Raw genomic sequence first — 26666 nt, 5'->3', positions numbered from 1 at the left:
AGGAACACCCATGACCGCTTCGCTGCTGGCTCGCGACATCACGCTGGGCTACGGAGACACCCCCATCATCTCCGAGCTGACCCTCGAGGTACCGGACGACTCGTTCACGATCATCATCGGACCGAACGCGTGCGGCAAGTCCACCCTGCTGCGCGGATTCGCCCGGCTGCTGCGCCCGAGCACCGGGGCCGTCCTGCTCGACGGCGACGAGCTGCGCTCGCTCAAGCCGAAGGAAGCCGCTCGCAAGCTGGGCCTTCTCCCCCAGTCGCCCATCGCGCCAGACGGCATCACGGTCGCCGATCTCGTCGGTCGCGGACGCTTCCCGCATCAGAGCGCCATGCGCACGTGGAGCAGCGCCGACGAGCGTGCGGTGTCTGAGGCCATGGCCGCCACCGGGGTCACGGATCTCTCACGGCGCCTGGTGGAAGAGCTCTCCGGCGGGCAGCGGCAGCGCGTCTGGGTGGCGATGGCCCTCGCCCAGCAGACCAAGCACCTGCTGCTCGACGAGCCGACGACCTTCCTCGACATCGCGCACCAGATCGACCTGATGGAGCTGTTCGCCGACCTGCACCGCGAGGGCACGACGCTCGTCGCCGTGCTGCACGACCTCAACCACGCCGCTCGCTACGCCACGCACCTCGTGGCGATGCGCGACGGGGCCATCGTGGCGCAGGGAGACCCGCGCGAGATCATCACCGCCGAGCTCGTGCACGCCGTGTACGACCTGCCCTGCAAGGTGATCACCGACCCCGTCTCAGGCACCCCGCTCGTGCTGCCGCTCGGACGGCGGACACCGTGACGTCCCCCAAGACATCCCCCACGACATCCACTCCGCGGAAGCTGTTCGGGATCGCGCTGAGATCGGGGGGTCGCGGGATCGCCCTCACCGGAGCGACGGCGCTGCTCATCGTGCACGCGCTCGCCGAGGCGACGATCCCCGTCATCATCGGAGCGACGATAGACCGCGCCGTACTTCCCGCAGACCCCGCCGCGCTCGCCCTCTGGCTCGGCGTGCTCGTCGGAACGTTCCTCGTGCTGACCGTGAGCTATCAGTCGGCCTCCCGGCTCATGGTCTCGGTCTACGGGTACGGCGAGCAGGCGCTCCGTCACCTCGCGCTGTCGCGGATGCTGCGACCCCGGCTCTCCCGTCGCACGGTGACCCCCGGCGAGGCGCTCACCTTCGTCACATCCGACACCTATCGCGTCGCCGGCGTCGCCTGGTCAGTGGCGCAGCAATGCTCCACGATCGCCGCGATCATCGGAGCCGGACTCGCGATGCTGGTGATCTCGCCCGTCGCGACACTCGTCGTGTTCGGCTCGACCATCGCGATGATGTTCGTGATGCAGGTCGTCTCCCGTCCGCTCGAGCGTCGCGGGTTCGCTGAGCAGCACGCGGCGACCGAGGCCGGCGCCGTGGCCGCCGACTTCATGAGCGGATTCCGCGTGCTCGTGGGTATCGGTGCCCGGGATGAGGCCGTGCGGCGTTACGTCGCCGCGAGCGACACCTCCCGACGCGCGGCGACGGCAGCCGGCCGATCCCTCGCCTCCTACGAAGCGGTGAGCGGCACATTGGCCGCGATCGCGACGACCGCGTTGGCGGGCATGTCGGCATGGTTCGCCGCCGAGGGCCGCATCAGCATCGGTGAACTGGTGACCGTGCTCGGCCTCGCCCAGTTCATCAGCGGATACCTCGCGTATGCGGGGTCGTTCCCCTCGAACTGGATCCACAAACTCGCCTCCGCCAAGCGCCTCGCCGAGATGATCGACGCCGAGGATCTGCTGGATCCGCCGCCCGCATCGCCCGCATCGGCAGGTCCGGCGGGACAGGTGGTGCTGGCTTTCCACACGGACTCGGGTTCGCCGCGCGTCGAGGTGCGCGAGCGGGAGCTCCTCGGTGTCCGCCCTGCCGACAGCGACACGGCCAGGGCCCTCTCCCGGATGCTCGGCCTGCGGACCCGTGTCGACCGAGGCCGCGTCCACCTCGCGGTCGACGGAGAACTCCGAGATCTGGCCGACCTCGACCCGGTGGAATACCGGCATCGGGTCGTCGCCCCTCCGCATGGGCAGACGATCGTGAGCGGCTCTCTCCGCGAGGCCGTGCGTGGGCACGGGCGGGACGAGCCCACGCACCCGCCCTTCATCGAGATGGCAGCCCTCCACGACACCGTGGTGCAGGTCGGCGGCTGGGAAGCGCAGGTCGGGGAAGCCGGGAGACGTCTCTCGGGCGGACAACGGCAGCGCATCGGCATCGCCCGCGCCCTGCACGCACAGGCCGACGTGCTCGTGCTCGACGAACCGACCTCCGCCGTCGACGCCCTCACCGAGGCGCACATCGCCCGCGCCCTGGCAGAACACACCGGGACCGTGATCGTGATCACCACCTCGCCGATTCTGCTCGGCGCCTGCGACCGAGTCGTCGACGTTCCCTCCGGCGGATCGGAGGTGCAGTATGGGTGACCCGGTCTCGACCTCCCCTCTGCTGCCGATCGCCTCCGGCGCTCGGGTACGGGCCGTCATCGGTGCGCTTCTGCGCCGGCATCCCGGCCGCACGGCAGCCGTCGCCGCGCTCTTCCTCGCGGCCTCCGCCCTCGGAATCGTGATGCCCGCCTGCCTGGGCCGCATCGTCGATGCCGTCTCGTCAGACGCAGGCTTCGCGAGCATCGCCGGCTGGGTCGTCGGAGCGGGACTGGGCGCCATCGGTGCGGCCGTGGTGATGCTGTGGGCCGTGCGGGTGCTCACCGGCCTGGTGCAGGACATGCTCGCGGCACTGCGCGAGGACGTGTTCGCCTCGGCGATGAGTCTTCCGGTGAGCACGGTCGACGACGGCGAGAGCGCCGACCTGCTCTCCCGCGTGACCGGCGATGTCGATGCGGTGGCCGAGGCCGGAGGGAACGTGGCCCCGACCCTGCTGTCCGCCGCATTCGCGATCGCCATGTCGGTGGTCGCACTGACCGCGCTCGATCCCCGGCTCGCCCTCGCCGGACTCGCCTCCGCACCGTTCTACGTGCTCGGCACCCGGGCGTTCCTCCGCAGGTCGCGCGTCGTGTTCCGCGAAGTGCGGGTGCGCGAAGCCGCGCGCAGTCAGGCCGTACTCGATGCGGTCGAGGGTATCGAGACACTCACCGCGTTCAACGAGCAGGAGCCGGCGCTGGAGCGGGTGCGAGAGCGCGCAGAGGCCTCGATCCGGAAGCAGATCGAGGGCGTGCGAGTGACCAACCGGCTGTTCCGCTGGATCAACGGTGGCGAGCTCGTCGGCCTCGCCGCGATCCTCGGCACCGGGTTCCTGCTGCAGTCGGCCGGCGCGGTCACGGTGGGCGCCGTCACCACCGCAGCGCTGCTTTTCCACCGTCTGTTCGGTCCCGTGGGGCAGTTGATCTTCGGACTCGACGACATCCAACGCGCGACCATCGGCCTGGCGCGACTCGTCGGCGTGATCGACCTCGCGCCGTCGACTATCGCCTCGGATCGGCGAGCGGACGCGGCAGCACGGGCATCGGAGGAATCAGCGTCATCAGCGGGGATCGAGGTGCGCGACGTGACGTTCCGCTATCCGACCACCGGCCGGGGGATCCACGACGTGAACCTGCGGGTCGAGCCGGGCACCACGGCGGCGCTGGTGGGCACTTCGGGGTCGGGCAAGAGCACACTCGCGCGCGTGGTCGCCGGCCACCACCCACCGACCTCTGGCAGCGTGCACCTCGCCTCCCGCACGTCGGCCCCGTACTACCTGTCGCAGGAGCTGCATCACTTCCGGGGCACGATCGCCGACAATCTGAGGCTCATCGCTCCGGAGGCGAGCGACGACGAGATGATCGCGGCGCTGCAGGCTGTCGGAGCGCAGTGGGCCGTCGATGCCATGGTCCGCGAGAACGTGGAGCCTTCCGAGGAGGCTGTCGTGCCCTTGGACGAGGGACGCATCCAGCAGCTCGCCGTCGCACGGGCCTTCCTCGCCGACCCGGACATCGTGATCCTCGACGAGGCCACCGCCGACGTCGGGCTCCACCATCGAGAAGCCGTGGAAGAGGCGATCGCCGTGCTGCGCGAAGGACGCACCGCTCTGCTCATCGCGCACCGGCTGCAGCAGGCCGTCACCGCCGAGCAGATCGTCGTGTTCGCCGATGGCAGGGCTACGCAGCGCGGCACGCATGAGGAGCTCCTCGCCACCGACGGGCTCTATCGCGACTCCTGGCTGGCGCAGACTCGCGCCTCAGTCGCGACACCGAACCCGACCGATCCCTCCCCCGCCACAGACACCACCCCCGCCGAAGAGACCACCCCCACCACAGAGACCACCCCCACCACAGAGACGGAGACTCCGTGAGCATCCACCGCGGCATCGTCAGCAGCACCACCACCCTCACTCCGACCCTGGTCCGCGTCACGCTCGGCGGCGAGGGCGTCGCCGAGTTCCTCAGCACCGGCATCGGCGACGAGTACGTGCGGGTCTTCTTCCCACACGGCGACGACCCGATGGATGTCTCGCTGCCGGTGCCCGCGGGCGACTGGTGGGAGACACCGGAGGGAGCGCCAGAGGCACCGATGCGCACCTACACGATCAGCGGAGTGCGCCCGGACGCCGGTGAGCTCGACATCGACTTCGTGATCCACGAGGCGGGTGTCGCCGGTCCCTGGGCCGCCCGCGCGCAGCCGGGTCACGTGCTCGGGCTGAACTCCCCCACCGGCCTGTACTCGCCGCCGGAGGGCATCACATGGCAGGTGCTCGTCGCCGACCTCACCGGGCTTCCGGCGGTCGCGCGCATCATCGCCGAAGCACCTCGGGGCGTGCGCACGCGGGTCGTGCTCGAAGTGCCGAGCGAGTCGGACCGCATAGGTCTGGAGGCGGGGGCGGATGTCGAGGTCACCTGGGTGGTCGGCGGCAACGGTCACGGCCCCAGCGCACTCGGCCCGCTCGTGCGCGGCATCGTCGACGACCGGCTCCCCCTCGATGAGGGCTACGTGTGGGTGGCCGGCGAGACCGTGGCGCTGCGAGACGTGCGCAAGTATCTGCGCAAAGAGCTCGGCCTGCCCGCGACCCGGTTCAAGGTCGTCGGCTACTGGACGCCGGTCGCTGCGTGGGAGGAGAAGTTCGCCGCGCTGCCCGAGTCGGTGCAGAAGGAGTTGGACGCGATCTGGGCCGATGCCGAGGACGACGAGCCCGAGGACGTGCAGGTGCGTTTCGAGGAGCGCCTGGACCAGCTCGGGTTGTGACGACGGCATCTCAGCGGACGCGAGGCTGCGCCGAACCTTCTGGAGTGGACGCGACGGCGGGAGTCGAACCCGCAACGCCATCAGGTATGAGCTGAGGCCCGGGACCGCCCGGATCGCCGCGATGGGAATGACGTTACCCGGCCGTTATCTGACCCGCCAGGACCGTTGCCTGGGATAACCCTATGAGTCTGTGGATGACGTCGCTGCGTCACTCGGCGTCATCCGGCTCGGGGGCGTCGAGGGCACGCAGCAGGCGCCCGACGGCCTCGCGCAGCTCACTCCGATGCGGATCAGACAACGCTACGGCGTACTCGACGCCCTCGGGGATCCAGAGCAGTCCGTACATGGCCTCGCGCCAGTCCGAGCCGCCGACGGGCCAGCGTGTGCGGTCCTCGCCCACAGGCGTCGCGCCCTGCCACCACGGCCCGAAGTGCTCCTGCATCTCGGCGAGCGGCAGCTCCATCACCGCAGCCGCCTCGACCTTCTGCGGCGACCACGACGAGGCGATCAGCACACGCTCTTCGATCTCCTCCTCGGTGATCTCCCGGCGCGTGAACAGCACCCGCGTGTGCTCGACCGCGGCGATGCGGTCGACGCGGAAGGTGCGCCAGTCGTCGCGGTCGAGGTCCCAGCACAGCAGGAACCACTTGCGACCGGCCGGGGCCAGGGCGTGCGGCTCGACCCGGCGCACGCTCTCCTGCCCCTCGCCGTCGACGTACCTCAAACGCAATCGCTCGGTGTCGCGGGTGGCGAGGGCGATCTCCCCGAGCACCTCCGGCGAGACCACCGGTCCCTCTCCGATGCGCGGCGCCTGCACCGACGCGGCGAGCGCGTTCACCCGCTGCCGCAGCGCCGAGGGCAGCACCTGCTCGAGCTTCGCCAGCGCTGTGAGTGTGACCTCCGGTCCGCCGACGAGCTGCTGGGTCGCGGCCACGCGCAGCCCGATCGCCATCGTCACGGCCTCGTCGTCGTTGAGCAGCAACGGTGGCACGGCATTTCCGGCCTCCAGTCGATAGCCACCGGCCACACCGGGGGTCGACTCCACTCGATAGCCGAGCTCGCGCAGCCGGTCGACGTCGCGGCGCACGGTGCGTTCGGTCACTCCGAGCCGGGTGGCGAGCTCGGTTCCCGGCCAGTGCCGGTGCGTCTGCAGCAGGTTCAGCAGGGCGAGGGCACGGGAGGTGGTGTCGGTCATGCGCCTCAGATTGCCAGATGATGCGGACAGGATCTGTCCGCATCGGTTTCTACTCTCTCCCCATGAACGAATCCCTCATCGAGACCGAAGGCCTGACCAAGGTCTTCACCGTCAAGAAGACGCCGGTGCATGCCGTGACCGACGTCTCCTTCACCGCCGCGCGCGGAGAGCTCGTCGCCTTCCTCGGGCCGAACGGCGCGGGCAAGTCGACGACGCTACGGATGCTCACGACCCTGATCCCGCCCACCTCGGGGCGAGCGAAGGTCGTCGGGCACGACATTCGCACCGACGCGGCAGGGGTCCGTGCCCGCATCGGCTACGTCGGACAGCTCACCAGCGGAAGCTTCTCGCAGCGGGTGCGCGACGAGCTGCTGAGCCAGGGCGCGTTCTACGGGTTGTCGCGGCGGGACAGTGTGCGCCGGGCGGACGAACTCATCGAGTCGCTCGATCTCGCGTCCTTCGCGACCCGCAGTGTGCAGCAGTTGAGCGGCGGGCAGAAGCGCCGACTCGACATCGCGCTCGGGCTCATGCACGCGCCGCCACTCATCTTCCTCGATGAGCCTTCGACCGGACTCGACCCGCAGAGTAGAGCGAACCTCTGGGAGCACATCCTCGACCTCCGCACCCAGCACGGCACCACGGTCTTCCTCACCACGCACTACCTGGAAGAAGCCGATCGTTACGCCGAGCGGGTGATGGTCATGGACAAGGGACGCATCATCGCCGACGACGACGCCGCCTCCCTCAAGGCGACCCTCGCCGGCGACGTGCTGACCTTCGGCTTCGCGGATGCTGCCGAAGCGGTGAGCGCCCGCGCCGTGGTCGCCCGTCTCACCTCCGCCGAGGTCGCCGTCGACGATGCCTCGATCTCGGTCGCGGTGCAGGACGGCGACCGGTTGCTGCCGGTGATCGTGCGCGAACTCGACGCCGCCGGGATCGTCGCGCGTAGGGCCACCGGCGTGCCACCCACGCTCGACGACGTGTTCCTCGCCCTCACCGGGCGCACGCTACGCGAAGCAGGCGAAGGAGCGGATGCCGCGGGCGAAGCACCCGAATCCTCCGCCCCCGCCGACACCCGCACAGCTTCAGAGAACAGCACGACAGGAGTCCTCTCATGATCACCAACGACACGCTCGTGCGCCCGAACCTCGCGCGCGACACGCGGAATGTGCTGACGCGCGAGCTCAAGCCCGTGCTCCGCGATCCGTTCACGCTGATCTTCAGCCTGCTGCAACCGCTCATCTTCCTCGGGCTGTTCGCGCCCCTGCTGATCGGCGACTCGGGACAGCCTGCCGGAGAGACGCTGGCCTGGTTCGTGCCGGGGGTACTCGTGATGATCGTGCTGTTCGGCACCGGGTCTACCGGGTCTAACCTGCAGTACGAGATGATGACCGGCTCGCACGAGCGCACCCTCGTCGCCCCGCTCGCCCGTTCTTCCCTGCTGGTCGGACGCGCCCTCAAGGAGATCGCGCCGATCGTCGTGCAGGCCTTGGTGATCGTGCTGATCGCCTGGCCGTTCGGCTTCGCGGCCGACATCCCGGGCCTCCTCGTCGGCCTGGCGCTGCTGGCCGTTTTCGGGGTGGGCCTCGGCTCGCTGTCCTACTCGCTCGCTCTGGCGACGAAAGACCGGGAGTGGCTGTTCTGGGGTGTGCAGCAGTCGCTGATCTTCCCGCTGCTGATCCTCTCCGGCATGCTGCTGCCGTTGGACGCTGCCCCCGACTGGATGCGGGTCGTCGCCTCGGTCAACCCGGTGAACTGGGTGGTGCAGGCCGAGCGGGCACTGTTCGCCGGAGACCTGGGAGACGCGACCGTGCTGTGGGGCTGGGTATCGGCGCTCGCGGTCGCGGTGGTCGGGCTGATCGTCGGAGTGCGCGCGATCCGTCGCAGCAGCTGAGCGGGGCCCGGCGGTGCGTCGCTGCGTGCGAAAACCCAGACGCGGCAGCGCACCGTCGGCGTGTCCGCCCTCGACGCGCCGCCCTCGACGCGCCGCGCACGGCGCGATGCGTCTGGCTTCCGGCACCCGCCCCGTGACTCAGCTGTTCGTCATCACGAGCTTGCCGCGGCTCCCCCCGGCGGCAAGATCGGCGAGTGCTTCCGGCACACGCTCGAACGGGTACGTCTTCGCGACGACGGGCCGGATCACCCCACTGTCGACGAGAGCCGAGATCTCGCGGAGCTGATCGCCATCCGCCCGCATGAAGAGGAACTCGTAGCGGACCCCGAGCTTCTTCGCCTGGCGACGGATCTTCCGGCTCAGCCCTGCCACGGCCAGTCGCACGAAGGCGTTCAGCCCCCGCGCGCGGGCGAATGCGGGGTCGGGCGGTCCCGAGATGCCGACGACCAGTCCGCCCGGCTTCAGCACCCGCAGCGACTTCTCGAGATTCTCGCCGCCGAGGCTGTCCAACACGAAGTCGTAGCCGGACAGCTCCTCGGCGAAGTCCTGCCGACGGTAGTCGACCACGATGTCGGCGCCGAGCTCACGGACGAAGTCGGCGTTCACCGCACTGGCCGTCGTGGCGACCGTGGCTCCGAGGTGGGCGGCGAGCTGGACGGCGATGGATCCGACACCGCCGGCACCCGCGTGGATGAGCACTTTCTGTCCTGCCCGGACTTTGCCGCGCTCGACCAGGGCCTGCCAGGCCGTGAGAGCCACCAACGGGAGGGACCCGGCCTCCGCCATCGTGAGCCCGGCCGGCATGAGGGCGAGATCCTTCTCGGCGACGGCGATCCGCTCGGCGAACGTCCCGATACGTGCCCCGTCTGCGGTCGCGTACACACGGTCGCCGGGTCGGAATCCGTCGACGAGTGCGCCGACACGGATCACCGTCCCCGCCAGGTCGTTGCCGAGCACGAGCGGCAGCTCATAGGGCAGGATCTGTGCGAACTCGCCCCGCCGGATCTTCTCGTCGAGCTGGTTGAGACCGGCAGCCTCCACACGAACCAGGACGTCTCGGTCACCCACGACCGGTTCGACGACATCCCGCTCTTCGAGTGGCCGCTTGTACTTCGGGACGACGAATGCGCGCATGATGTTCGACTCCTCCGACGATCTCGCGGCGACTCAGGCGCTCGCCTGCAGCTGGGGGTAGACGGCTTCCAGCGGAGCACTGAGCGCCGCCTTGAGCTGCACCGAGGTCTGATCGGCAAGCACCTCGTACTCCCCGCGTTCCGTCGCGTCGAACACGGTGGCCACGAGGTCGGCGGGATCGGTCTTCGGGTCCGAGACGTGCTCGGCCATCGAGGTGTCGACATAGCCGACGTGCACGCCCACGACGTGCACTCCAGCCGGAGCGAGTTCCAGGCGGAGCGAGTTCGTCGCCGACCACAGCGCCGCCTTCGTCGCGCTGTAGATACCGGCCACCGCGAACCAGGAGAGAGCGGAGTGGATATCGATGATCGCGGCACCGGGCCGCCCGGTGAGCAGCGGGGCGTAGGCGCGCGCGAGGAAGAGCGGGCCGAGGAAGTTGGTTTCAACGTTCCGGCGGATGTCGTCGTCGGAGTGTGTGAGGATTCCCGCGGTGGGTGCCGAGGCACCGGCGTTGTTGATGAGCACCGTCACATCCGGCGCGGCCTCGACCGCGTGACGGATGGACTCGGCATCCGTCACGTCGAGCGCGAGCGGGACGACGCGCTCGTCATCCCAGCTGCGTGGCACGCGGGCGCTGGCATACACCTTGGCGGCTCCGCGGGCGAGCGCCTGATGGACGAACTGCGTGCCGATGCCTCCGTTCGCTCCGGTGACGAGGACGACGGCTCCGTGGAGTGAAGGCATGGAATGCTCTCTTCTTTGCGACAATAGGCGATATCTGAGTGTGCACGTTAGCGACTTAACTCATAACTGAGCGTAGTCAGTTTCTATTCCTGAAAGAAGAGCATGACCACCTCCGCATCGAACGTCCTCGGGCGTCGCGAGCGCAACAAGCAGCAGAAGCTCGAGCGGATCACGGCGGCAGCGGCCGAGCTGTTCGCCGAGCACGGCATCGACGACGTCACCACCCAGCAGATCGCCGAGCGGGCCGACGTCGGCACCGGCACACTGTTCCTCTATGCGAAGACCAAGGGCGAGCTGCTGCTCCTCGTGCAGAACGCGCACTACGCGGTCGCCCTCGAGAAGGGCGTGGCGGCCGCCGAGGCGACTCCCGATATCGCCGAGGCGATCCTCGCTCTCCTGCGACCGATCATCGAGTGCAATCGCGTCCAGGTCGAGAACGGACGCACCTACCTTCGCGAGATGCTGTTCGCCGACACGTCGGATCCGCACCACGCCGAAGCACTCCGCATCGTCGGGGAGACAGAGACCGCCGTGGCCCGGATTCTTCAGCGCGATGAGAAGACAGGCGTCGAACGGGCCACCGCCCTCGCCCGGATCGTCTCCTCGATCATGTTCCTCACCCTCACGCCGAGCACGAACGTCGAACTGAGCGTCGACGAGCTCGTCGAGGAGGTCGGTGCCCAGCTCGGCAACCTCCTCGGAGGCTGACCGAGCGAACGCCCCGAAGACTCAGCGCCGGAGGGAGTCGTCGAACGGGTTCGGCTCGAGCGTGTAGTCGGTCGAGGCGTCCGACCAGGTCCCGCCATCCGCGGGTGTCCTGCGCCGTCGAAGCACACCGAGCGCTCGCGTCGCCGGGGCGCCCACCGCGAGCGCCACCGAGCCCCGCACCGTGCGATCTTCGACCCCGAGCACGCTCGCCCGGTGCCAGGCCTCGTGCAGGGAACCGCCTCGGGCCGCAGGCACCCGCCGTGAGGGCAGGGCCCCGGAGCGTCGCAGCGCCACGAGCTGCTCGACCCGCTCCCACCACGTCGACTCGCCGTCGGGATGGAAGTAGTTGTCGCGCAGCCAGTCGGGGTGCGGGTGCCGGAAGCGCCCCGCCACGACCTCGCTGCGACCGCCGAGCAGCCCACTTCCCACGAACACCGTGTTCAGCAGACTCTTGCTCACACCGAACGCATCCAGGGCGATCACGGGCACACCGAGAGCCGTGGCCTCGATCGCGGCGGTGGAGCTCACCGTGACGAGGCCCGCGGCCGTATCGAGCGCCGTGCTCATCGAGTCGTAGGAGAAGACGAGGTTCTCCGGAAGGCGCGATGGCAGCAACCCCGCGTACGGCTCGCGCTCGAGGTGCGTCTCGGATTCCCCCGGCCGCGACCGCAGCTTCACCACCACCCGGCGGCCCGGCTCGGCCTCGGCCGCGCGCACGAGCATGGCCGCGATCTCGGCGCGCTGGTCTTTCGCGAGGGGGACGAGGGCCTGCGCGGCGAAGACGATGTCCGTGGCCGGCGGCTTGACCGGAGCGGTCCGCGGGGGGCGTTCGGCGACCGCGATACCGCCGCTCAGCGCCCCGAAACCGCTGCCCCACGCCGCCACCGCATCGACGGCGAGTCGTTCCGAGCGCAGCATCCGCTGCCGTCGCCGGGCGAACGGAAGGGTCGCGAGCGCCACGGGCGTCCGCACCCCGATCCGGCGCCCGAGCTCTTCGAAGGCACGCACCTCGCGGTGGGAGTGCACCACCAGCAGGTCGGTGTGGCGGCGATAGTCGAGCGCCCCGCGCTGGGCGGGGATCGCCATACCGGGCAGCCCCGAGACCGTGACCGGCCGATGCTCCAACGTGTCGATCACGCGCCCCATCAGCCGCACGAACGGTCCACGCCCCGCGAGCAGGACCACGTCCGGGCGCTGTTCGGCCAGCCAGCCCTCCGTCTGCGCGAACCCGATGCGGGTGACGTCATCCGGCCCGAGCGTCGTGCCGGCGAGAGCCGTGCGCTGCTGCTCGGCGCTGGCCGTGAGCGGTGTGCGCACGAGCAGCAGGTGAGGGCGCACACCGGGCACGGAACCGAGAAGGGAGGCGGCCCACTTCACGAACGAGTCGGCGTCCGCGATGGCGACGACGCGGATGCCGCTGGTTACCGTCATGCCGGAACGCGGCGCAGCTTCGCCATCGGCGCCCGCTCGCTGTCGAACACCCGCTTGACCCCGTCGCCGGTCGCGCGCTCGATCACCCGGATATCGCGCACGAGGTGCTCCAGCCCCGTCGGCTCGAGCGATGCCGCGTGGTCGGACCCCCACATCGTGCGGTCGAGCGTGATGTGCCGCTCGACCGCGACGGCTCCTATGGCCACTGCAGCGAGCGAGATCTGCAGCCCGCGCTCGTGGCCCGAGTAGCCGACGGGCACGCCGGGGTAGCGGTCGCGCAGCGTGGCGATCACCCGCAGGTTCGCCTCCTCGGGCTCCAGCGGGTAGGTCGAGGTCGCGTGCATGAGCACCACGCGGTCGGTGCCGAGGGTCTCCAGCGCACGGTCGATCTGCTCGATGGTCGACATGCCGGTGGAGAGGATCACGGGCTTGCCGGTCTCCCGCAGCGCGATCAGCAGCTCGGTGTCGGTGAGACTGGCCGACGCGACCTTGTGCGCCACGACGTTGAGATCCTCCAGGAACTCGACGCTGGGCACGTCCCAGGGAGAGGCGAACCAGTCCAGACCGCGCATGGTCGCGTAGTCGCCGATCTCGATGTACTCCTCACGACCGAACTCGACCCGCCGGCGGTAGTCGAGGTAGCTCATCACACCCCAGGGCGTCTCGCGGGGGACGTCGCGCATGTGCTCAGGAGTCGAGATCTCCGGAGTCCGCTTCTGGAACTTCACCGCGTCGGCGCCGGCCCGGGCCGCGACGTCGATGAGCTTCTTCGCGATGTCGACGTCGCCGTTGTGATTGAGGCCGATCTCCGCGATGACGTAGGCCGGACGACCGCCGCCGATCACTCGCGAGCCGATGCTGACAGTCATGATTCCTCCGGTGTTCGAGCGTTGGTGCAACCCCTCCCTCCTGACTACGGGCCGAGGATGAACACCGGGAGACCGCCGGGTTACCGGCATAGGTCAGCTCGACAACACCCGTTCGATCAGCTCGCGCACGGCGCCCTCTCCGCCCCGGCGGCGCAGGACGACACGAGCCTCTTCGATCACCAGCGGGTGCGCGTTCGCGACCGCGACCGGCCACCCCACGATCCGCAAGGCCGGCAGGTCGTTGACGTCGTTGCCGAGATACGCGATGTCGGCGAGCGGCACCCCGTTCTCGCGCGACCAGGCGCGCAGTGCGCTCTCCTTGTCGTCGATGCCGTGCAGCACGGGCACCCTGAGCTTGTCTGCACGAGCACGCACCACCGGGTTGACCTCGGTCGACAGGATCAGCAGCGGCACACCGGCCCGACGCAGGAGCGCGACACCCATGCCGTCTTCCCGACTGACCCGCACGCGCTCCCCGCCGTCGGCATCGATGATGGCGGTGTCGTCCGTGTGCACGCCGTCGAAGTCGGTGACCACCGCGCGCACCCGGATGGGCTCAGGCACGTCGTGCAGAGCGGCGAGCGCACGGGCGACACGGAGCTGCTCTGCATCGTCGATCTCGATCGCGGTCCACTCCGGCACGGGGGCGATGCGGATCCTGCCGAAGAAGCGATGTCTGCTCGCCCGGAAGCCGGAAGCCCGGAACACGTAGAACGCCCCGGTCTCGAGGTGGTGGGGCTCGCGATCCTGCCTTCGCGGGCGGTGTGCGGCCTCGTGGTTGATCGCCGCAGCCTCACCGTGTTCGTCCTCCCGCCACAGGAACCCGTACGTCTCATGCGCCGCGAAGACACTGTCGGCACGGTCGGCGCGAACCTCCTCCACGGCGGCGGCGAGCGCATCACTGGGGATGAACGGCGACGTCGCCTGCAGGAACGCCACGACATCGACGCTGTCGCCGCTCGCTTCGAGCGCGTCGAGGGCATGCAGAATCGCGCTCTCCGAGGTCGCGGTGTCTCCCGCGAGCTCCGCGGGGCGGCGGACCGCTCTGGCACCCGCGGCAGTCGCCAGCGCGGCGATCTCGTCATCGTCGGTCGAGACCACGACCAGGTCGATGCCCGCGGCACGGGCGGCCGCGCGCACGGCGCGCTCGACCAGCGGCACGCCGCCGACGCGCTGCAGATTCTTGCGCGGCACCTGCTTCGATCCGCCGCGTGCCGGGATGATCGCCACCGTGAGGGGCCTCTGCTCGTCCATCGTCCCTGTCCTCCTCATCGTCGCCATCGCCATCGCCATCGCCGTCATCGTCCGCGCGCCGCCCGCCAGACGCGCCCCGCACGCCGCCGCGCACCGAGGGCGTGCAGTCGCCACTCCTCGATCCTGCCCACCCCTCCGGCGGGTCGCAGTGCACGACGCACGGCGTTCTCGACCGGCGCGCCGGGTAGCCGCAGCTCGGCGAGCCTTCGTGGCGAGAAGTACCGATCGCGCTCGGCCGGGTCGAGATCGTGCAGCAGCTCCTCGGCCCGCCCCCGCAGATGTCCGGCGATCTTCGGCTGCATGGCATAACCGACCGCGTCGATCAGCAGCTGGAGCCGGGCGGGGTCGGCGTAGGGCGAGCCCTCGCGCGTCATGGCGTCCACCAGAGTCACGGGAATCCGGTTGCTGTTCTCGAACGGCTTCAGTGCCGCGAGCACCGCGTCATTGCCGGCCGACCCGACCGCGCGTCCGAAGAGCGTGTGCACGGTCGGCAGCGCAGTGGAGAACCCGGCGACGACGGCCAGGGCATCGATCCGTTCGGCGAGCAGCTCCGCCGCGAGCGGACCGCGATACTCGACGAAGTCGATGCCCTGCTCGCGCGCTCGCGCCCCGACGGCCGCCGTCACGAGAGGCGGCGCGCCCGGATGCGGCTTGAACACGATGCGCCGTGGTCGCCACTGCGCCGCACGGTCGATCAGACGCTGCTGCAGGTCGATCTCCTCGGCCACCGAGACCAGACCGAGCGCCGACAGGTACTGGCCGAGCACGAGCACCGTCGATGGGGAAGCCTCAGGGAGGGAAGACTCCCCTGTGTCCGTCTCTCGCAGGACCGCGGCGAACGACGCCGGCGGCACCGGCACGATCCGCGCACCCGGCGATCCCACGAGAGGCTCGACGCCCGGCACGACGTCGGCATGGACGACTCGCTCGATGCGTGCGGCGACGGGATAGGGCACCCGCACCCGCATGGGCGCATAGGTCATCAGCCCGTCCCCGATGATCGTGATCCGCGCCCGGGGGAACAGTGCCATCAACGTCCTGGCGGGTGCCACCTGCGGGCTCTGCACGAACAGTTCCAGATCGCGAGGGTCCACACCCCACGCGCGCGCGAACAGGCGCTCGAGCATCGGGAGATCAGCGGCCTTCGGCTCCCAGGATCGCGGATGCCGCGGCATGAGCATCTCATCCAGCGGCTCCGCGCGGTCGAACCGCGCCCGCAGCGGCCCGAGCGCCGCATCATCCGCGATCCCGGTGACGGTCTCGGGCACCGTCGAGGAGGTGAAGGGCACAAGGATTCGCTCGCCACGGACCTCGTCGTCGATAAGTCCGGCATCCATCGCGGCCACTGCGGTCGCGAGTCCATAGGCGCTGTGCAGCGCGAAGACCTGCGTCATCCGGCACGACCCGCCTGACGGAGGACGCGTGCGAGGACCCGGCGGCGCGGTCCATCGAGGTGGCTCAGCACGACGGCCACCTCATCGGCCGGGAGTCGACGGAGCGTGCGGAGGATCCCCGCGCGCACTGCGCCGCGCAGCTGAGGGCTCATGCGGCGGGCGCGCACGAGGTGGTGGGAGCTGAGGGCGAGCACCGTCCAGACGGCCTTGGGGAGAAACCGCTCCGCCTCGCGATCTCGTTCGACGAGCGAGATGACCTCGTCCATCGCCCTGGCGAAGTCGAGCTGTCTCCGATCTCGGGTCTGGGTGAGCGATGTGGCCACGCCCCGCCGGTAGAGCAGCGCAGGCGCATCGACCACCGCGAACGACTCGGCATGCAGATGCAGTCGCCAGATCCACGGTCGGTCCTCTGCGGTGAACAGCCCTTCGGTGAACGCCGCCAGGCCACGGTCGATGAGCCGGCGGTGGAAGAGCCCCGCCCAGGCGTACGGGTAGTCGACCATCGTCGATTCGTGCTCCGGCAGGATGGCGTCTCGCGGAGGAGCGACCCGGTCGCGCCACGGATACGGCGCCCGGACGAGGGCGCGCGTCCCACCCCTCACCGTGACGTGGTCGGTGCGTACGAAGTCGCAATCGAGCTCTCGCAGCCGCGACGCGAGCACCTCGAGCCGACGCGGCTGCATCCAGTCATCGCCGTCGAGGAAGCAGAAGGCCTCCCCCTCGACGTGCGGCAGTCCCTGGTTGCGGGCCGTCGCCAACCCGCGCGCGGACTCGTTGCGCAGCACCTCGGCGCGGGGGAACCGCTCCGCGTACCGCCGCATGAGAGCACCCGTGTCGTCGCGCGAGCCGTCGTCGATCGCGACCAGCTTCACGGCTCCGAGATCATCGAACTGCCGAGTGAGCGTCTCGAGCGTCGTCCCGATGTACGCGCCGGCGTCCTTCGCGGGCAGGATGACGGTGACGAGGGGTGTGCGCACAGGACTCCAGAACGGGGACGGTGTGCGGGAATGGTCGCAGGCGGTCCTTGCCGGGCGGCGACGCGGAGGTGAACGACGGGTGTCCGTGAAGCGCCAGAGACCGTGCACTCGGGAGAAAGGCACTCGGGAGAAAGGCACTGAGGTGTGGTCCCGTACCCGAACGGAACCACACCTCCCAGTGCATCGCACTGCCGAACGAGACACGTTCGGGACGCGGTATCGCAGATGCGACACCGCGTGCCACGCGGCCGACTGACCCCCATCAGATGGCCGCGAGACGCTCATGGTCGACGCGCCACCCTGGATGAGAGGAGAGCGCGACCGGACGGTAACATAATACATGCCAGAACTACGGCTGCACTCCATCGCGCGACGCCCGTGGTCCGGTTCGCCCCCAACGGCCGTATCGGCGACGATGAGGAGATGCTGTGGCCCTTCGGATCGACCTGGCGCCCCGTGCGACAGCGGCGGCGTGACACCGTCGACCTGCGCTGGCTCAGCGCGAGGACCTGGACCAGGCGCTGGTATCCGCAGGGCGTCGACGTCGGCGAATGGCGCGGCCGACGCACCCTTGCCGTGAGCTGGTTCCGCCAGGAGCTGTCAGGAGAGCATCTCGCCTCCCGCGTGACGCTCGTCGATCTCGAGCGCTCGCGTCACCTCGACGTCCTCCTCGCGACCGCCGACGACGACGACGGCGAACTGCACCCGGCGCGGATCCACGCCGGGGGACTCGCGTGGTTCGGGGATCGGCTGTTCGCCGCCGCGACGGGCCAGGGCATCTGGGAGTTCGATCTGTCGGACATCCGTACCGTGCGCGGCGCTCTCGCCCAGCGACTCGCCGGGTCGAACCGCCGCGGCGGACGCAGCACCGCTCTCGTCGCCGTGCGAACCAGGGTGCATCCCATCGCCCTGCGCTGCTCGTACCTCGGGCGGGTGTTCGACGACGACGGCTCCCCGCGCGCACGGGTACTCATCGGTGAGCATCGCCCGGACGAGAGCGGAAGGATCGGCGAGTTCGCGATCCCCGTCGACCTCGCCGGCGAGTTCACCGAGGTGGACCGCTTCACCCCCGGCATCGCACGGATGCAGGGCGCCGTCCGCTGGGGCCGGCATCACTTCGTGTCGCAGTCCGACCGCATGCACCCCGGCACACTCTGGAGCGGCCGACGCGGGGCTCTCGCTCCGGACGCCGTCCGTCTCCCCGTCGGGTGCGAGGACCTGGCTCTCGACCTCGAGGCCGGACTGCTCTGGTCGCTCGGAGAGCACCCCTGGCGACGGGTGGTGCGCGGCATCCCCTTCGCCAGGCTCGGGATCGGCGACGAGGGCTCCCGACGGCGAACGTAGACTGGAGGGGTGAAGAAGCCCGCGCCTTTCCTCGTCTACACCGTGCTGCGGCTGCTGGCGTTCCTCGTCCCGCTCGCCATCCTCTGGTTCTTCTTCCCGATCTTCCGGGAGTTCTGGTGGCTCGCAGCGATCTTCGCCGCGCTCATCGGCATGAGCATCTCGATGCTGTTCCTCCGCACGCCGCTCACCGACGCGTCTGCCCGCCTGCAGGAGCGCCGCGAGAGCCGTTCATCCGGCGGTCAGGACGACGCGGACGCCGAGGACCAGGCGATCGACGAGTCGAACGATCCCGTCGACGGCGACGCCAAGCCCTGAGGCTCCCGCGAGCCGGATCAGCCCACGGCCGGATCAGCCCACGAAGGCCCAGAACAGGGCCCCGGCGTACAGCAGCGACGTCAATGAGGTGAGCGCGAGAGCGGTCACCAGCTCTTTCGGCTGCCGGTACGACCAGACGATGGCGATGGCCGGCAGACCGGCGAGCAGCGCCAGCAGGGAGATCCACGCGATCGGGAACCCCAGTGCCAGGAATGCGGCGATGCCGAACGGCGCGAGCACGAAGAGCGTGAAGAGCACCTGGGTGGCCCTGCGCCCGATCAGCACCGTGAGGGTGCGCTTGCCCACCTCGCGGTCCTGGTCGATGTCGCGCAGATTGTTGGCGAGCAGCACGGCGCAGGCGAACAGACCTGTCGCGATCGCGCCGAGCCAGGCCTGCTGCGGCAGGGCGAAGATCTGCACCCAGGTGGTGCCGAGCGTGGCGACGAGTCCGAAGAAGACGAAGACGAACACCTCGCCGAAGCCGTAGTACCCGTACGGCCGCTTGCCGCCGGTGTAGAACCACGCGGCGACGATGCAGGCGGCGCCGACGGCCAGCATCCACCACTGCCCCGTGCGGATCACGATCCCCAGACCCACGAGAGCGGCCAGGGCGAAGAACACCAGGCCGATGATCAGCACGGTGCGCGGCTTCACCCGCCCCGAGGCCGTCAGGCGCGCAGGTCCGACCCTGTGCGCATCGGTGCCGCGGACGCCATCGCTGTAGTCGTTCGTGAAGTTCACACCGATCTGCAGCAGCACCGCGACCGCGAGGCAGGCGAGCGCGATGACCCAGTGGAACTCGGGCCCGGTGCTGCGCGCGGCGCCCGTGCCGATGACGACGGGTGCGATCGCGAGCGGCAGGGTGCGCAGGCGCGCAGCGCCGATCCAGTCCCCCGCCGTCACCGGCCCGGCTTCGACCACCGGACGCTTCGCCGGGTTGCCACTCGTGTGTACCGGCGTGCGCTTCGCGGACGGGTTCTTCTTCTTGCGCTGGGAGGATGCTGCCACGCAGGGAATCCTACTGGCCGACCCGATGCCGGACCTCAGCGGGACGGCGCATCAGGGGTTCGGGTTGGTGTCCTTGCCGTCGAGCCACAGGGTGTCGGACCGGTCGCCGTGGGCGCCGCCCTTGCCCACGTGCTTGTCGCTGATCTGCGGCCCCTTGGTGATCACGTGCACGAGGGCCATCGCGTGACCCTGTCCCAGTTGGTAGTCCTCCTTGAGCCACGCGACGATCGGCGTCGCCTTGGTCGTCTGGTCGAACCCCTTCTCGGCGGCGAGTTCGATGAACTGCCGCGGGGTGAGGCCGGTCTTGGTCTCGATGTTGTCGAGGTATGCCTGGAAGGACATGGTGCTCCTGTGGTCAGTCCTCGTCGAGGAACGTCTGGATGATGGTGGCGGAGGCGTGGATGCCGATGATCTTGAGCACCCCGTCACCGACGTTGGTGAAGCGGTGCGGCACATAGGCGGGTCCGGTCGCGGTATCGCCTGCTCCGGCGACGAAGGTCTCCTCGCCCACCGTGATCGAGGCGATGCCCTCGATCACGACCCAGGTCTCAGGATAGGGATGCCAGTGCAGACCCGGCCCCTCCCCCGGCTGGTTCTCGACGAAGAAGTAGGACACGGCGGCGCCGTGTTCGACCCCGACGAACCTCCGGCTGCGCCCCGTGCCGATGCGGATGTCGTCGGCCGCGACGACGCCGGAGAGAGACGGTGTGCTGTTCATGGCTCCAGTCTCGACAGACCCTTCGCCTGCTCCTAGAGTTTCGATGTGGATCGAAACTCCAGCCCGATCGAGGGCGTCGAGCACCCGGATCATCGTGTCGAGTTCCACCTGAGCCCCGGCGACGTCGAGGCGGTGCGGTTCGGCATCTCCCCCGGGCACGAGCTCGCGCACGCGGTGAGGGTGTTGCGGCGTCCGGCCGCCCATCCGCTGCAATGGGGGTGGCTGCGCGCCGTTCGCGAACAGCTCCCGCGCTGCGACTTCGCACTGCTCTCCAGCGTGATCGGCGACGACGGCTACCTGCCCGACTTCCTCACGACCACGCCCCGATGGGATCTGACCCCCGAGGCCGAGCTCGACGAACTGCGCGCGGCACCTCTCGATCCGATGCGCGTCGACTTCGGGAAGATGGTGCAGCGTTCGACCGGCGCCCGCCGACAGGCCCTACGCGAGATGCAGGACCATCCCGAGCGCGCCCGTGACATGATCGCCGACGGGTGGGCCGCCGTATGGGAGGCGGCACTCGCCCCGGTGTGGCCGCAGCTCGAGCGCTTGCTCCGTGCCGACATCGCTGTGCGCGCCCGCACCATCACGACAGCAGGTATCGCCGGCATGGCCGGAGACCTGCACCGCCAGGTGACCTGGGGCGCGGGCGCCGTGCGCGTCTCCCTGCGTCGCCACAGCGAGCAGGTCGACTGCCGCGGAAGCGGACTGGTGCTGGTGCCCTCGGTCATGTCGTCGTGGGGCTGCATGGTGCTCACCGAACCTCCGGCGCAACCCACGCTGTTCTATCCGGCCCGCGGCGTCACCGCAGGCTGGGCCCGAGACGCCGCCGACATCGAGGATGCTCTCGGCGCCCTGCTGGGACCGGCGCGGGCGGCGATCCTGCTTCAGGCCGGCGCCGCCCGCACGACGACGCAGGTCGCGCACGATGCGGGCCTCGCGATATCGACGGCGTCGCATCACCTCTCGGTTCTTCGAGATGCCGGCCTGGTCACCAGCGAACGCGACGGCGCCAGGATGCACCACCTGCGCACCCCGCTGGGCGAGGCCCTGGTGGGTGCCGCGCTCTGACACCCGCCGTACGGGCTACTCCGCGGAGCCCACCGGGATGATCGGCCGGTGCTCGTAGTACGTCTGCAGCACCACCGTCGTGCGGGTGCTGACGTTCGCCGCCAGGCGCACGTCGCGCACGAGCTCTTCGAGTGCGCGCGGCGACGGCACCCGCACGAACAGCATGTAGCTCGCGTCACCGGCGATGGAGTGACAGGCCTCGATGGCATCGAGGTGCTCGAGCAGTTCCGGGGCGTTGTCCGGCTGGGCGGGGTCGAGCGGCGTGATCTCGATGAACGCCGAGAGCGGTGTTCCCACCTGTTCGGGGTCGAGGATCGCGCGGTAGCCGGAGATGACACCCCGCGTCTCCAGCCTGCGCAGGCGCGACTGCACGGCCGACACCGACAGCCCCACGGCGTCGGAGAGCTGCGAGAGCGTGGCACGGCCGTCGCGGGAGATGGCGGTCAGGATCGCGCGGTCGACAGAGTCATCCATAGCTGTAAGATTATCGTCAAGATTCCGTATATGCCGGAATCTTTCCACCAAACTCTCCGATCGGAGGTCCCGATGTCCCTTCTTTCCGCCAACAGTTCCGCTGTCCAGGCCATCGTCGGCGAACCTGAGGTCGTCGAGGACGCATCGATCGCCGAGCAGTCCGCCGCGTGGGCTCAGCTCAAGGACGCCGCGATCGCGATCCGCGAGATGCAGATCAAGGACGGCTCGATCCCGGATGCCGCGCACCACGCCGCCGCCCGTGAACTCGTCGGTGCGATCACCGCCGCGATCCGCGCACTCGCCCCCGCCTTCCCGCACGACGCCGAATACCTCGCCGCCTCCGTGGTCGACTTCGAGCGCTGGGTCTCGGAAGACTTCGGTGTGCCGGACTTCCTCGACTCGCTCGTGGCCTTCCAGCCGCAGCAGCACCGCGTCGACGGCATCCGCCACCTCGTCGTCTTCCCGATGTACACGCAGAACGGCTCGAGCGACCGCCTGGTCGAGGCGCTGATCGTCGAGACGATCTGGCCGGAGTTCATCGCGGCACTCGAAGCCGGCGACTACGGCAACAAGCTGTTCGTCTCGCTGCGTCTGGTCGATTTCACCCCCGGCTACGACACGAACTCGGCCGTGCTGTTCCCCGAGACCGTCGCGATGCGCGAGATCCCGACCTTCACGTGGGGCGCGATCTTCCAGGACCGCGAGGCGGCCCGCTACCGTCGTGTCACCCGTGCCGCTGCCGAGATCACCAACCTCGACCTGCCGGAGCGCGCGGCCGCGATGCTCGACGACCAGCAGATGACCGAGAAGACCTTCGTCATGTGGGACATCATCCACGACCGCACCCACATGCGCGGCGATCTGCCCTTCGACCCGTTCATGATCAAGCAGCGGATGCCGTTCTTCCTCTACTCGCTGGAGGAGATGCGCTGCGACATGACGGCGTTCCGCGAGTCGGTGAAGATCGAGCGTGCTCTCGCTGCCCGCATCGAAGCCGGCGAAGAGCTCACCGAGATCGAGCAGGAGACGCACGACTACGCGCACCTCGTGCAGTACGCGGTGATCTTCGATCGCATCTTCCGCTTCTCGATCACGGGCACTCGCACGCGCAACTACGACGCGGTCGGCGGACAGCTCCTGTTCGCGTGGCTGCACCAGCGTGGCGTGCTGCACTGGACCGACACCGCTCTCGCGTTCGATTGGGACGCCGTGCCGGATGCCGTGGTGGCTCTGGGAGATGCGATCGACGACCTGTACTGGCACTCGATCGACCGTCCGAAGGTCGCGCACTGGCTCGCCGCATACGAGCTCGTCCGCGGCACGCTCACCCCGCACCCGGCGTCTCAGTGGGCCCGCGGCTTGTCCGACGAGATCCTCGCCGGCGCGCCGAAGGGCTACACCGACGCCGTGATGGACGACGAGTTCCCGCTGTCGATGTTCTTCGAGACCCTCGACAAGAAGATGAAGCCGGTCATCGAGTCGACCGTCGGCATCCGCGGCACGGACGACTGATGACCACGCGCGCACCGCGCGCGTTCCGAGTGTGACGCTGGGGCGCACCGCGCTGCGGCCGGAACCTCTCGTGCGGGATCTCCCGCAGGTTCCGGCCGCAGAAGCCCCTCCGATCCGGGAGAGTGGACGACATGGCTGAACACGTGGCACAAGAGGCCGAGCGCACCGAATCGACGGCTTCCGGACGCATCGTCCTGCTCGCCGGGGCCACCAGTGCGGCCGGCCTCGCCGTGACGCGGGCGCTGGTCGCCGCGAACGCACGGGTCTTCGCGACCGGCCGCTCGGAGGAGCGCCTGCAGGAGCTGGCGCGTGCCGGGGCTCAGGTCGAGGTCGCCGATGCGACCTCTCTCGATGAGATGACCACCCTGGCCTCGCGGCTCGGCCCCGTGGATGCAGTGGTTCCGCTGGTCGGAGGGTGGAGAGGAGGCGGGGGCCTGGCCGGACAGTCCGATGAGGACTTCGCCGCGCTGCTCCCCGCGCTCGACGCCGTGCGAGCCACGAGCCGGGCGTTCGACGATGTGGTGCGCGCCTCAGACGCCGGACGCTTCGCGATCGTCTCATCCACCGCCGTCGCGCGCCCCCTCGCCGGCGGGGCGAACTACGCCGCGGTCAAGGCTGCGAGCGAGGCCTGGACGCGAGCGGTGGCCCAGGGCTACGCCAAGGCCGCACGCGAAGCCGACGAGCCCCTGCGCACGGCGTCCGTGGTGTTCCGCGCCAAGGCACTCGATCCCGATGCGCTGGCCGCCCGGATCGTCGCGCTGTGGGACGAGGACGCGACCGCGCTCAACGACCGGGTGCTGGACCTGGGCTGATCCCCGGCCTGGCACGGCACCGAGGCTCCCTCGATGCCGTCTCGATGCCCCCTGTCCGCTCCTGCGCGGCGGTCAGCGTCAGCGGGAATCCGGAGGCATCCCCGGAACCACGGGTGGAGCATCCGCCCCCTCCGGTTCCGGCGCGTCGATCTCCTGCTCGGGAGCCTCGGCGTAGAGCTCGGTGAGTTTGCGATAGGAGCGCGTGAAGAAGGCCAGCGTGGCGGCGACGACCATGATCAGTCCGGCGAACAGGCAGATCAGCGCGATGCCTCGCGCCTCGCCTTCTCCGAGCAGCCACCCCCACTGCTGCTGCCCCTGGGCGGTCCTCATGTAGGGGATGATCAGGAATTCGGCGATCGGGGCGATCAGGAAGGCCGTGAGCGGAGCCGCCGCCGCTTCCATCGCTGCGGCCACCCCGAACACACGCCCCTGACGCTGGAACGGCACGACCTTCTGGATCACGGTCTGCTCCGCGGCCTCGACCGGAGGCACCAGTGCCATGTACACCCACATGCCGACCACGTAGAGCGGCCACCACTCTCGCAGCATGAACACCGACCCGAGCAGTCCCATCGCGATGACCACGAGCAGCATCGTGCGCATGGGCTTGGGGCCGAGGCCGAACTTGGCCACCAGCCCGCCGCCGACGAGGAAGCCGGTCGAGGCGAAGGCCAAAGCGAACCCCCAGGTCTGGGCATCGAAGAGCGTGAGCCCGTAGGGGTCCATGAGCGCCATGTAGACGCCGCCGATGAGGTTGTTGAACGTGGAGAAGATGATCAGGGCGAACAGCCCGGGCGCCAGTCGGATGGCCTGCACGCTTCCCCGGAAGTCGAGGGCGCTGGAGGCGTTCGGGTCGGGCTCCGGAGCGCCCTCAGGGATGCGGATGAACAGCAGGTGCGCGAAGGTGAGCGCCATGGCGGCGATGGCGATCGCCAGGGTCCATCCCATGCCGAGGAAGCCGATCGACAATCCCGAGAACACACTGGTGACCAGGAAGGCGATGCCCTGCACCGTGCCGACCAGACCGTTCGCGTTCGCGCGCTTCTCCTCGGGGATGAGCAGGGTCACGGTCGTGGACAGCGCGATGTTGCGCAGCTGCTCGATCACGCCGCCGAACAGGATGATGCCGGAGAACAGCCAGAACCACGGCCCTCCCAGATCGAGCAGCGCCGCCTCGGGCTGCCAGAGGTAGAGCACCCCGGCGACGAGGAAGGAGACCGCGGAGATGATGCTCGAGATCACCATGACGGTGTGCTTGCGGTTGCGGTCGACGATCGTGCCGAACGCCATCGCGAAGAACGCGACGAACAGCATGTAGGCGCCGCCGATGATGCCCGTGGCCAGCACCGACTGCGTCTCGATGTAGACCCAGAACGTCAGCGCGAACCACAGGAAACTCGTCGTCACGTTCGCGATGAGCGTGTTGACGAGGACGTTGGCGAAGGCTCGCTTCGCTACGGTGCGCTCCATGGATTCGAGGGTAGAGCGGGGCGGGGACATCCGGTAGGGCGATTAGGCTTGAGCGGTGAGCATCCAGCATGACCCCGCGATCCGGGGCTTCGCCAGTGACAACTACTCCGGTATCCACCCCGACGTCCTCGCGGCCATCGCCGCGGCGAACGGAGGCCACCAGAGCGCCTACGGCGAGGACGCGTACACCGCGCGCCTGCAGGAGGTCTTCCAGGAGCACTTCGGCGAGGGCGTGCAGGCGTTCCCGGTGTTCAACGGCACCGGCGCGAACGTCACCGGCCTGCAGTCCATGCTGCCGCGTTGGGGGGCGGTGATCGCCGCTTCGACCGCCCACATCAACGTCGACGAGGCCGCGGCCCCGGAGAAGATCGGCGGCTTCAAGCTGCTGACCGTCCCCACCGACGACGGCAAGCTCACGCCCGAGCTGATCGACCGCGAAGCCTGGGGCTGGGGCGACGAGCACCGCGCACAGCCGCTGGTCGTCTCGATCACCCAGACCACCGAGCTCGGCACGCTGTACACGGCCGAGGAGATCCGCACGATCGCCGACCACGCGCACGAGCGCGGCATGAAGCTGCACCTCGACGGTGCGCGCCTCTCGAACGCGGCAGCGGCCCTCGACCTGCCGCTGCGTGCGTTCACCCGCGACGCCGGCGTCGATGTGCTGACCTTCGGCGGCACCAAGAACGGCGCCATGCTCGGCGAGGCCATCGTCGTGCTGAACCCCGACGCCGCCGACGGCCTGAAGTACTCGCGCAAGTTCAACATGCAGCTGTCGTCGAAGATGCGGTTCGTGTCGGCGCAGCTGATCGCTCTGCTCGAGACCGACCTGTGGCTGCGCAACGCGAAGCACGCGAACGCCATGGCGGCGCGTCTGCGTTCGGAGATCGAGGCGGGCATCGCCGACGGCTCCATCCGCGGCGTCGACTTCACCCAGCCGACGCAGTCCAACGGCGTCTTCGCCACGCTCCCGGACGGCGTCGCCGACCGGCTGCGCGACTCGTTCCGCTTCTACGACTGGGACGCGGCGCGCAAGGAGGTGCGCTGGATGTGCGGTTTCGACACCGAAGAAGCCGACGTCGACGCCTTCGTCGCCGAGCTCTCGCGCCTCACCACAGCCGGAGCCTGAGCACC

General features: G+C 69.5%; 26 protein-coding genes and 1 tRNA gene. 13 read left to right on the top strand and 14 right to left on the bottom strand.

Features of this window, described 5'->3' with window-relative positions; genetic code table 11:
- The first annotated feature begins 10 nt into the window (after positions 1 to 10).
- The 4 genes from HDC31_RS03315 to HDC31_RS20475 are packed head-to-tail and all read left to right on the top strand — an operon-like array spanning position 11 to position 5208.
- The gene (locus tag HDC31_RS03315) at positions 11 to 799 is read left to right on the top strand and encodes an ABC transporter ATP-binding protein (protein ID WP_113681117.1); all 789 of its coding nucleotides are present in this window, start codon (positions 11 to 13) and stop codon (positions 797 to 799) included.
- Positions 796 to 2457, top strand: coding sequence for an ABC transporter ATP-binding protein (locus tag HDC31_RS03310; protein ID WP_113681118.1), 1662 nt, complete (start codon positions 796 to 798; stop codon positions 2455 to 2457). The genes HDC31_RS03315 and HDC31_RS03310 overlap by 4 nt, the downstream gene beginning before the upstream one ends.
- Complete coding sequence (locus HDC31_RS03305) at positions 2450 to 4321, top strand: ABC transporter ATP-binding protein (protein ID WP_179515819.1); 1872 nt, start codon at positions 2450 to 2452, stop codon at positions 4319 to 4321. The genes HDC31_RS03310 and HDC31_RS03305 overlap by 8 nt, the downstream gene beginning before the upstream one ends.
- Complete coding sequence (locus tag HDC31_RS20475; protein ID WP_046747779.1) at positions 4318 to 5208, top strand: siderophore-interacting protein; 891 nt, start codon at positions 4318 to 4320, stop codon at positions 5206 to 5208. Before HDC31_RS03305 ends, HDC31_RS20475 begins: the two co-directional genes overlap by 4 nt.
- A gap of 45 nt (positions 5209 to 5253) precedes the next feature.
- Here the strand turns inward: HDC31_RS20475 and HDC31_RS03295 are convergent.
- Both HDC31_RS03295 and HDC31_RS03290 read right to left on the bottom strand, forming a co-directional pair.
- Positions 5254 to 5329 (bottom strand) — tRNA-Met (locus HDC31_RS03295).
- Positions 5330 to 5416: 87 nt separating this feature from the next.
- Entirely contained in the window at positions 5417 to 6403 is a 987-nt protein-coding gene (locus HDC31_RS03290; protein WP_113681119.1) for a YafY family protein, read from the bottom strand.
- A gap of 62 nt (positions 6404 to 6465) precedes the next feature.
- On the opposite strand from HDC31_RS03290, the gene HDC31_RS03285 reads away from it, so the two are divergent.
- Both HDC31_RS03285 and HDC31_RS03280 read left to right on the top strand, forming a co-directional pair.
- A complete protein-coding gene (locus HDC31_RS03285) occupies positions 6466 to 7521 on the top strand; it encodes an ABC transporter ATP-binding protein (RefSeq protein WP_113681120.1) in 1056 nt (351 codons plus the stop codon).
- The gene (locus HDC31_RS03280) at positions 7518 to 8297 is read left to right on the top strand and encodes an ABC transporter permease (protein ID WP_113681121.1); all 780 of its coding nucleotides are present in this window, start codon (positions 7518 to 7520) and stop codon (positions 8295 to 8297) included. The genes HDC31_RS03285 and HDC31_RS03280 overlap by 4 nt, the downstream gene beginning before the upstream one ends.
- Before the next feature lie 138 nt (positions 8298 to 8435).
- Here HDC31_RS03280 and HDC31_RS03275 read toward each other — a convergent pair whose 3' ends face one another.
- Positions 8436 to 9431: an NADP-dependent oxidoreductase gene (locus HDC31_RS03275; RefSeq protein ID WP_113680602.1), complete on the bottom strand. Its 996-nt coding sequence runs from the start codon at positions 9429 to 9431 to the stop codon at positions 8436 to 8438.
- A 33-nt stretch (positions 9432 to 9464) separates the two neighbouring features.
- Positions 9465 to 10175, bottom strand: a complete 711-nt coding sequence (locus HDC31_RS03270; protein WP_113680601.1) for an SDR family oxidoreductase — start codon at positions 10173 to 10175, stop codon at positions 9465 to 9467.
- A 102-nt stretch (positions 10176 to 10277) separates the two neighbouring features.
- Between HDC31_RS03270 and HDC31_RS03265 the strand changes: the two genes are divergently transcribed.
- On the top strand, positions 10278 to 10883 hold the full coding sequence (locus HDC31_RS03265) for a TetR/AcrR family transcriptional regulator (RefSeq protein WP_113680600.1): 606 nt from the start codon (positions 10278 to 10280) through the stop codon (positions 10881 to 10883).
- Between the two features lie 21 nt (positions 10884 to 10904).
- On the opposite strand, the gene HDC31_RS03260 is transcribed toward HDC31_RS03265, so the two are convergent.
- The 5 genes from HDC31_RS03260 to HDC31_RS03240 form a co-directional block, all read right to left on the bottom strand.
- Entirely contained in the window at positions 10905 to 12314 is a 1410-nt protein-coding gene (locus tag HDC31_RS03260) for a DUF6716 putative glycosyltransferase (protein WP_179515818.1), read from the bottom strand.
- Positions 12311 to 13183 (bottom strand): N-acetylneuraminate synthase family protein, encoded by an 873-nt coding sequence (locus HDC31_RS03255; protein WP_058632547.1) that lies wholly within the window; start codon positions 13181 to 13183, stop codon positions 12311 to 12313. Before HDC31_RS03255 ends, HDC31_RS03260 begins: the two co-directional genes overlap by 4 nt.
- A gap of 93 nt (positions 13184 to 13276) precedes the next feature.
- The gene (locus HDC31_RS03250) at positions 13277 to 14437 is read right to left on the bottom strand and encodes an acylneuraminate cytidylyltransferase (RefSeq protein WP_179515817.1); all 1161 of its coding nucleotides are present in this window, start codon (positions 14435 to 14437) and stop codon (positions 13277 to 13279) included.
- Positions 14438 to 14481: 44 nt separating this feature from the next.
- Complete coding sequence (locus HDC31_RS03245; protein WP_179515816.1) at positions 14482 to 15831, bottom strand: polysialyltransferase family glycosyltransferase; 1350 nt, start codon at positions 15829 to 15831, stop codon at positions 14482 to 14484.
- Complete coding sequence (locus tag HDC31_RS03240; protein WP_113680553.1) at positions 15828 to 16808, bottom strand: glycosyltransferase family 2 protein; 981 nt, start codon at positions 16806 to 16808, stop codon at positions 15828 to 15830. The genes HDC31_RS03245 and HDC31_RS03240 overlap by 4 nt, the downstream gene beginning before the upstream one ends.
- A gap of 423 nt (positions 16809 to 17231) precedes the next feature.
- On the opposite strand from HDC31_RS03240, the gene HDC31_RS03235 reads away from it, so the two are divergent.
- Together HDC31_RS03235 and HDC31_RS03230 are read left to right on the top strand one after the other, a co-directional pair.
- Positions 17232 to 18152 (top strand): hypothetical protein, encoded by a 921-nt coding sequence (locus tag HDC31_RS03235; protein WP_179515815.1) that lies wholly within the window; start codon positions 17232 to 17234, stop codon positions 18150 to 18152.
- Between the two features lie 9 nt (positions 18153 to 18161).
- Positions 18162 to 18467: a DUF4229 domain-containing protein gene (locus HDC31_RS03230; protein WP_058632543.1), complete on the top strand. Its 306-nt coding sequence runs from the start codon at positions 18162 to 18164 to the stop codon at positions 18465 to 18467.
- A gap of 33 nt (positions 18468 to 18500) precedes the next feature.
- Here HDC31_RS03230 and HDC31_RS03225 read toward each other — a convergent pair whose 3' ends face one another.
- The 3 genes from HDC31_RS03225 to HDC31_RS03215 are packed head-to-tail and all read right to left on the bottom strand — an operon-like array spanning position 18501 to position 20193.
- Positions 18501 to 19475: a 1,4-dihydroxy-2-naphthoate polyprenyltransferase gene (locus HDC31_RS03225; RefSeq protein WP_058632542.1), complete on the bottom strand. Its 975-nt coding sequence runs from the start codon at positions 19473 to 19475 to the stop codon at positions 18501 to 18503.
- Positions 19476 to 19526: 51 nt separating this feature from the next.
- Positions 19527 to 19817: a DUF4287 domain-containing protein gene (locus tag HDC31_RS03220; protein ID WP_046747770.1), complete on the bottom strand. Its 291-nt coding sequence runs from the start codon at positions 19815 to 19817 to the stop codon at positions 19527 to 19529.
- Between the two features lie 13 nt (positions 19818 to 19830).
- Entirely contained in the window at positions 19831 to 20193 is a 363-nt protein-coding gene (locus tag HDC31_RS03215) for a cupin domain-containing protein (protein ID WP_061015667.1), read from the bottom strand.
- Positions 20194 to 20238: 45 nt separating this feature from the next.
- Here HDC31_RS03215 and HDC31_RS03210 point away from each other — a divergent pair, with 45 nt between their 5' ends.
- The gene (locus HDC31_RS03210; protein WP_113680555.1) at positions 20239 to 21264 is read left to right on the top strand and encodes a DUF5937 family protein; all 1026 of its coding nucleotides are present in this window, start codon (positions 20239 to 20241) and stop codon (positions 21262 to 21264) included.
- Positions 21265 to 21279: 15 nt separating this feature from the next.
- On the opposite strand, the gene HDC31_RS03205 is transcribed toward HDC31_RS03210, so the two are convergent.
- A complete protein-coding gene (locus HDC31_RS03205; RefSeq protein ID WP_046747768.1) occupies positions 21280 to 21738 on the bottom strand; it encodes an Lrp/AsnC family transcriptional regulator in 459 nt (152 codons plus the stop codon).
- Positions 21739 to 21810: 72 nt separating this feature from the next.
- Here HDC31_RS03205 and HDC31_RS03200 point away from each other — a divergent pair, with 72 nt between their 5' ends.
- Together HDC31_RS03200 and HDC31_RS03195 are read left to right on the top strand one after the other, a co-directional pair.
- Complete coding sequence (locus HDC31_RS03200; RefSeq protein WP_046747767.1) at positions 21811 to 23250, top strand: DUF6421 family protein; 1440 nt, start codon at positions 21811 to 21813, stop codon at positions 23248 to 23250.
- 131 nt (positions 23251 to 23381) lie between these two features.
- A complete protein-coding gene (locus HDC31_RS03195) occupies positions 23382 to 24062 on the top strand; it encodes an SDR family oxidoreductase (RefSeq protein WP_179515814.1) in 681 nt (226 codons plus the stop codon).
- 78 nt (positions 24063 to 24140) lie between these two features.
- On the opposite strand, the gene HDC31_RS03190 is transcribed toward HDC31_RS03195, so the two are convergent.
- Positions 24141 to 25532, bottom strand: coding sequence for an MFS transporter (locus tag HDC31_RS03190; RefSeq protein ID WP_113680603.1), 1392 nt, complete (start codon positions 25530 to 25532; stop codon positions 24141 to 24143).
- A gap of 55 nt (positions 25533 to 25587) precedes the next feature.
- On the opposite strand from HDC31_RS03190, the gene HDC31_RS03185 reads away from it, so the two are divergent.
- Positions 25588 to 26661: a low specificity L-threonine aldolase gene (locus HDC31_RS03185; RefSeq protein ID WP_113680604.1), complete on the top strand. Its 1074-nt coding sequence runs from the start codon at positions 25588 to 25590 to the stop codon at positions 26659 to 26661.
- Positions 26662 to 26666 lie beyond the last annotated feature (5 nt).

This window comes from Microbacterium sp. JAI119, assembly GCF_013410135.1.
In the GTDB taxonomy this organism is placed as follows: Bacteria; Actinomycetota; Actinomycetes; order Actinomycetales; family Microbacteriaceae; genus Microbacterium; species Microbacterium oxydans.
Note: the sequence above shows the minus strand (reverse complement) of the source record. Positions and strands in the feature narration are given on the sequence as shown.

Excerpts from the sequence above, each read along its gene's own strand:
- HDC31_RS03290 (WP_113681119.1), bottom strand. The coding sequence starts at position 6,403 with ATGACCGACACCACCTCCCGTGCCCTCGCCCTGCTGAACCTGCTGCAG.
- HDC31_RS03305 (WP_179515819.1), top strand. The coding sequence starts at position 2,450 with ATGGGTGACCCGGTCTCGACCTCCCCTCTGCTGCCGATCGCCTCCGGC.
- HDC31_RS03245 (WP_179515816.1), bottom strand. The coding sequence starts at position 15,831 with ATGACGCAGGTCTTCGCGCTGCACAGCGCCTATGGACTCGCGACCGCA.
- HDC31_RS03315 (WP_113681117.1), top strand. The coding sequence starts at position 11 with ATGACCGCTTCGCTGCTGGCTCGCGACATCACGCTGGGCTACGGAGAC.
- HDC31_RS03195 (WP_179515814.1), top strand. The coding sequence starts at position 23,382 with ATGGCTGAACACGTGGCACAAGAGGCCGAGCGCACCGAATCGACGGCT.
- HDC31_RS03220 (WP_046747770.1), bottom strand. The coding sequence starts at position 19,817 with ATGTCCTTCCAGGCATACCTCGACAACATCGAGACCAAGACCGGCCTC.
- HDC31_RS03285 (WP_113681120.1), top strand. The coding sequence starts at position 6,466 with ATGAACGAATCCCTCATCGAGACCGAAGGCCTGACCAAGGTCTTCACC.
- HDC31_RS03190 (WP_113680603.1), bottom strand. The coding sequence starts at position 25,532 with ATGGAGCGCACCGTAGCGAAGCGAGCCTTCGCCAACGTCCTCGTCAAC.
- HDC31_RS03205 (WP_046747768.1), bottom strand. The coding sequence starts at position 21,738 with ATGGATGACTCTGTCGACCGCGCGATCCTGACCGCCATCTCCCGCGAC.
- HDC31_RS03275 (WP_113680602.1), bottom strand. The coding sequence starts at position 9,431 with ATGCGCGCATTCGTCGTCCCGAAGTACAAGCGGCCACTCGAAGAGCGG.
- HDC31_RS03235 (WP_179515815.1), top strand. The coding sequence starts at position 17,232 with ATGCTGTGGCCCTTCGGATCGACCTGGCGCCCCGTGCGACAGCGGCGG.
- HDC31_RS03215 (WP_061015667.1), bottom strand. The coding sequence starts at position 20,193 with ATGAACAGCACACCGTCTCTCTCCGGCGTCGTCGCGGCCGACGACATC.
- HDC31_RS03270 (WP_113680601.1), bottom strand. The coding sequence starts at position 10,175 with ATGCCTTCACTCCACGGAGCCGTCGTCCTCGTCACCGGAGCGAACGGA.
- HDC31_RS03280 (WP_113681121.1), top strand. The coding sequence starts at position 7,518 with ATGATCACCAACGACACGCTCGTGCGCCCGAACCTCGCGCGCGACACG.
- HDC31_RS03255 (WP_058632547.1), bottom strand. The coding sequence starts at position 13,183 with ATGACTGTCAGCATCGGCTCGCGAGTGATCGGCGGCGGTCGTCCGGCC.
- HDC31_RS03260 (WP_179515818.1), bottom strand. The coding sequence starts at position 12,314 with ATGACGGTAACCAGCGGCATCCGCGTCGTCGCCATCGCGGACGCCGAC.
- HDC31_RS03250 (WP_179515817.1), bottom strand. The coding sequence starts at position 14,437 with ATGGACGAGCAGAGGCCCCTCACGGTGGCGATCATCCCGGCACGCGGC.
- HDC31_RS03200 (WP_046747767.1), top strand. The coding sequence starts at position 21,811 with ATGTCCCTTCTTTCCGCCAACAGTTCCGCTGTCCAGGCCATCGTCGGC.
- HDC31_RS03265 (WP_113680600.1), top strand. The coding sequence starts at position 10,278 with ATGACCACCTCCGCATCGAACGTCCTCGGGCGTCGCGAGCGCAACAAG.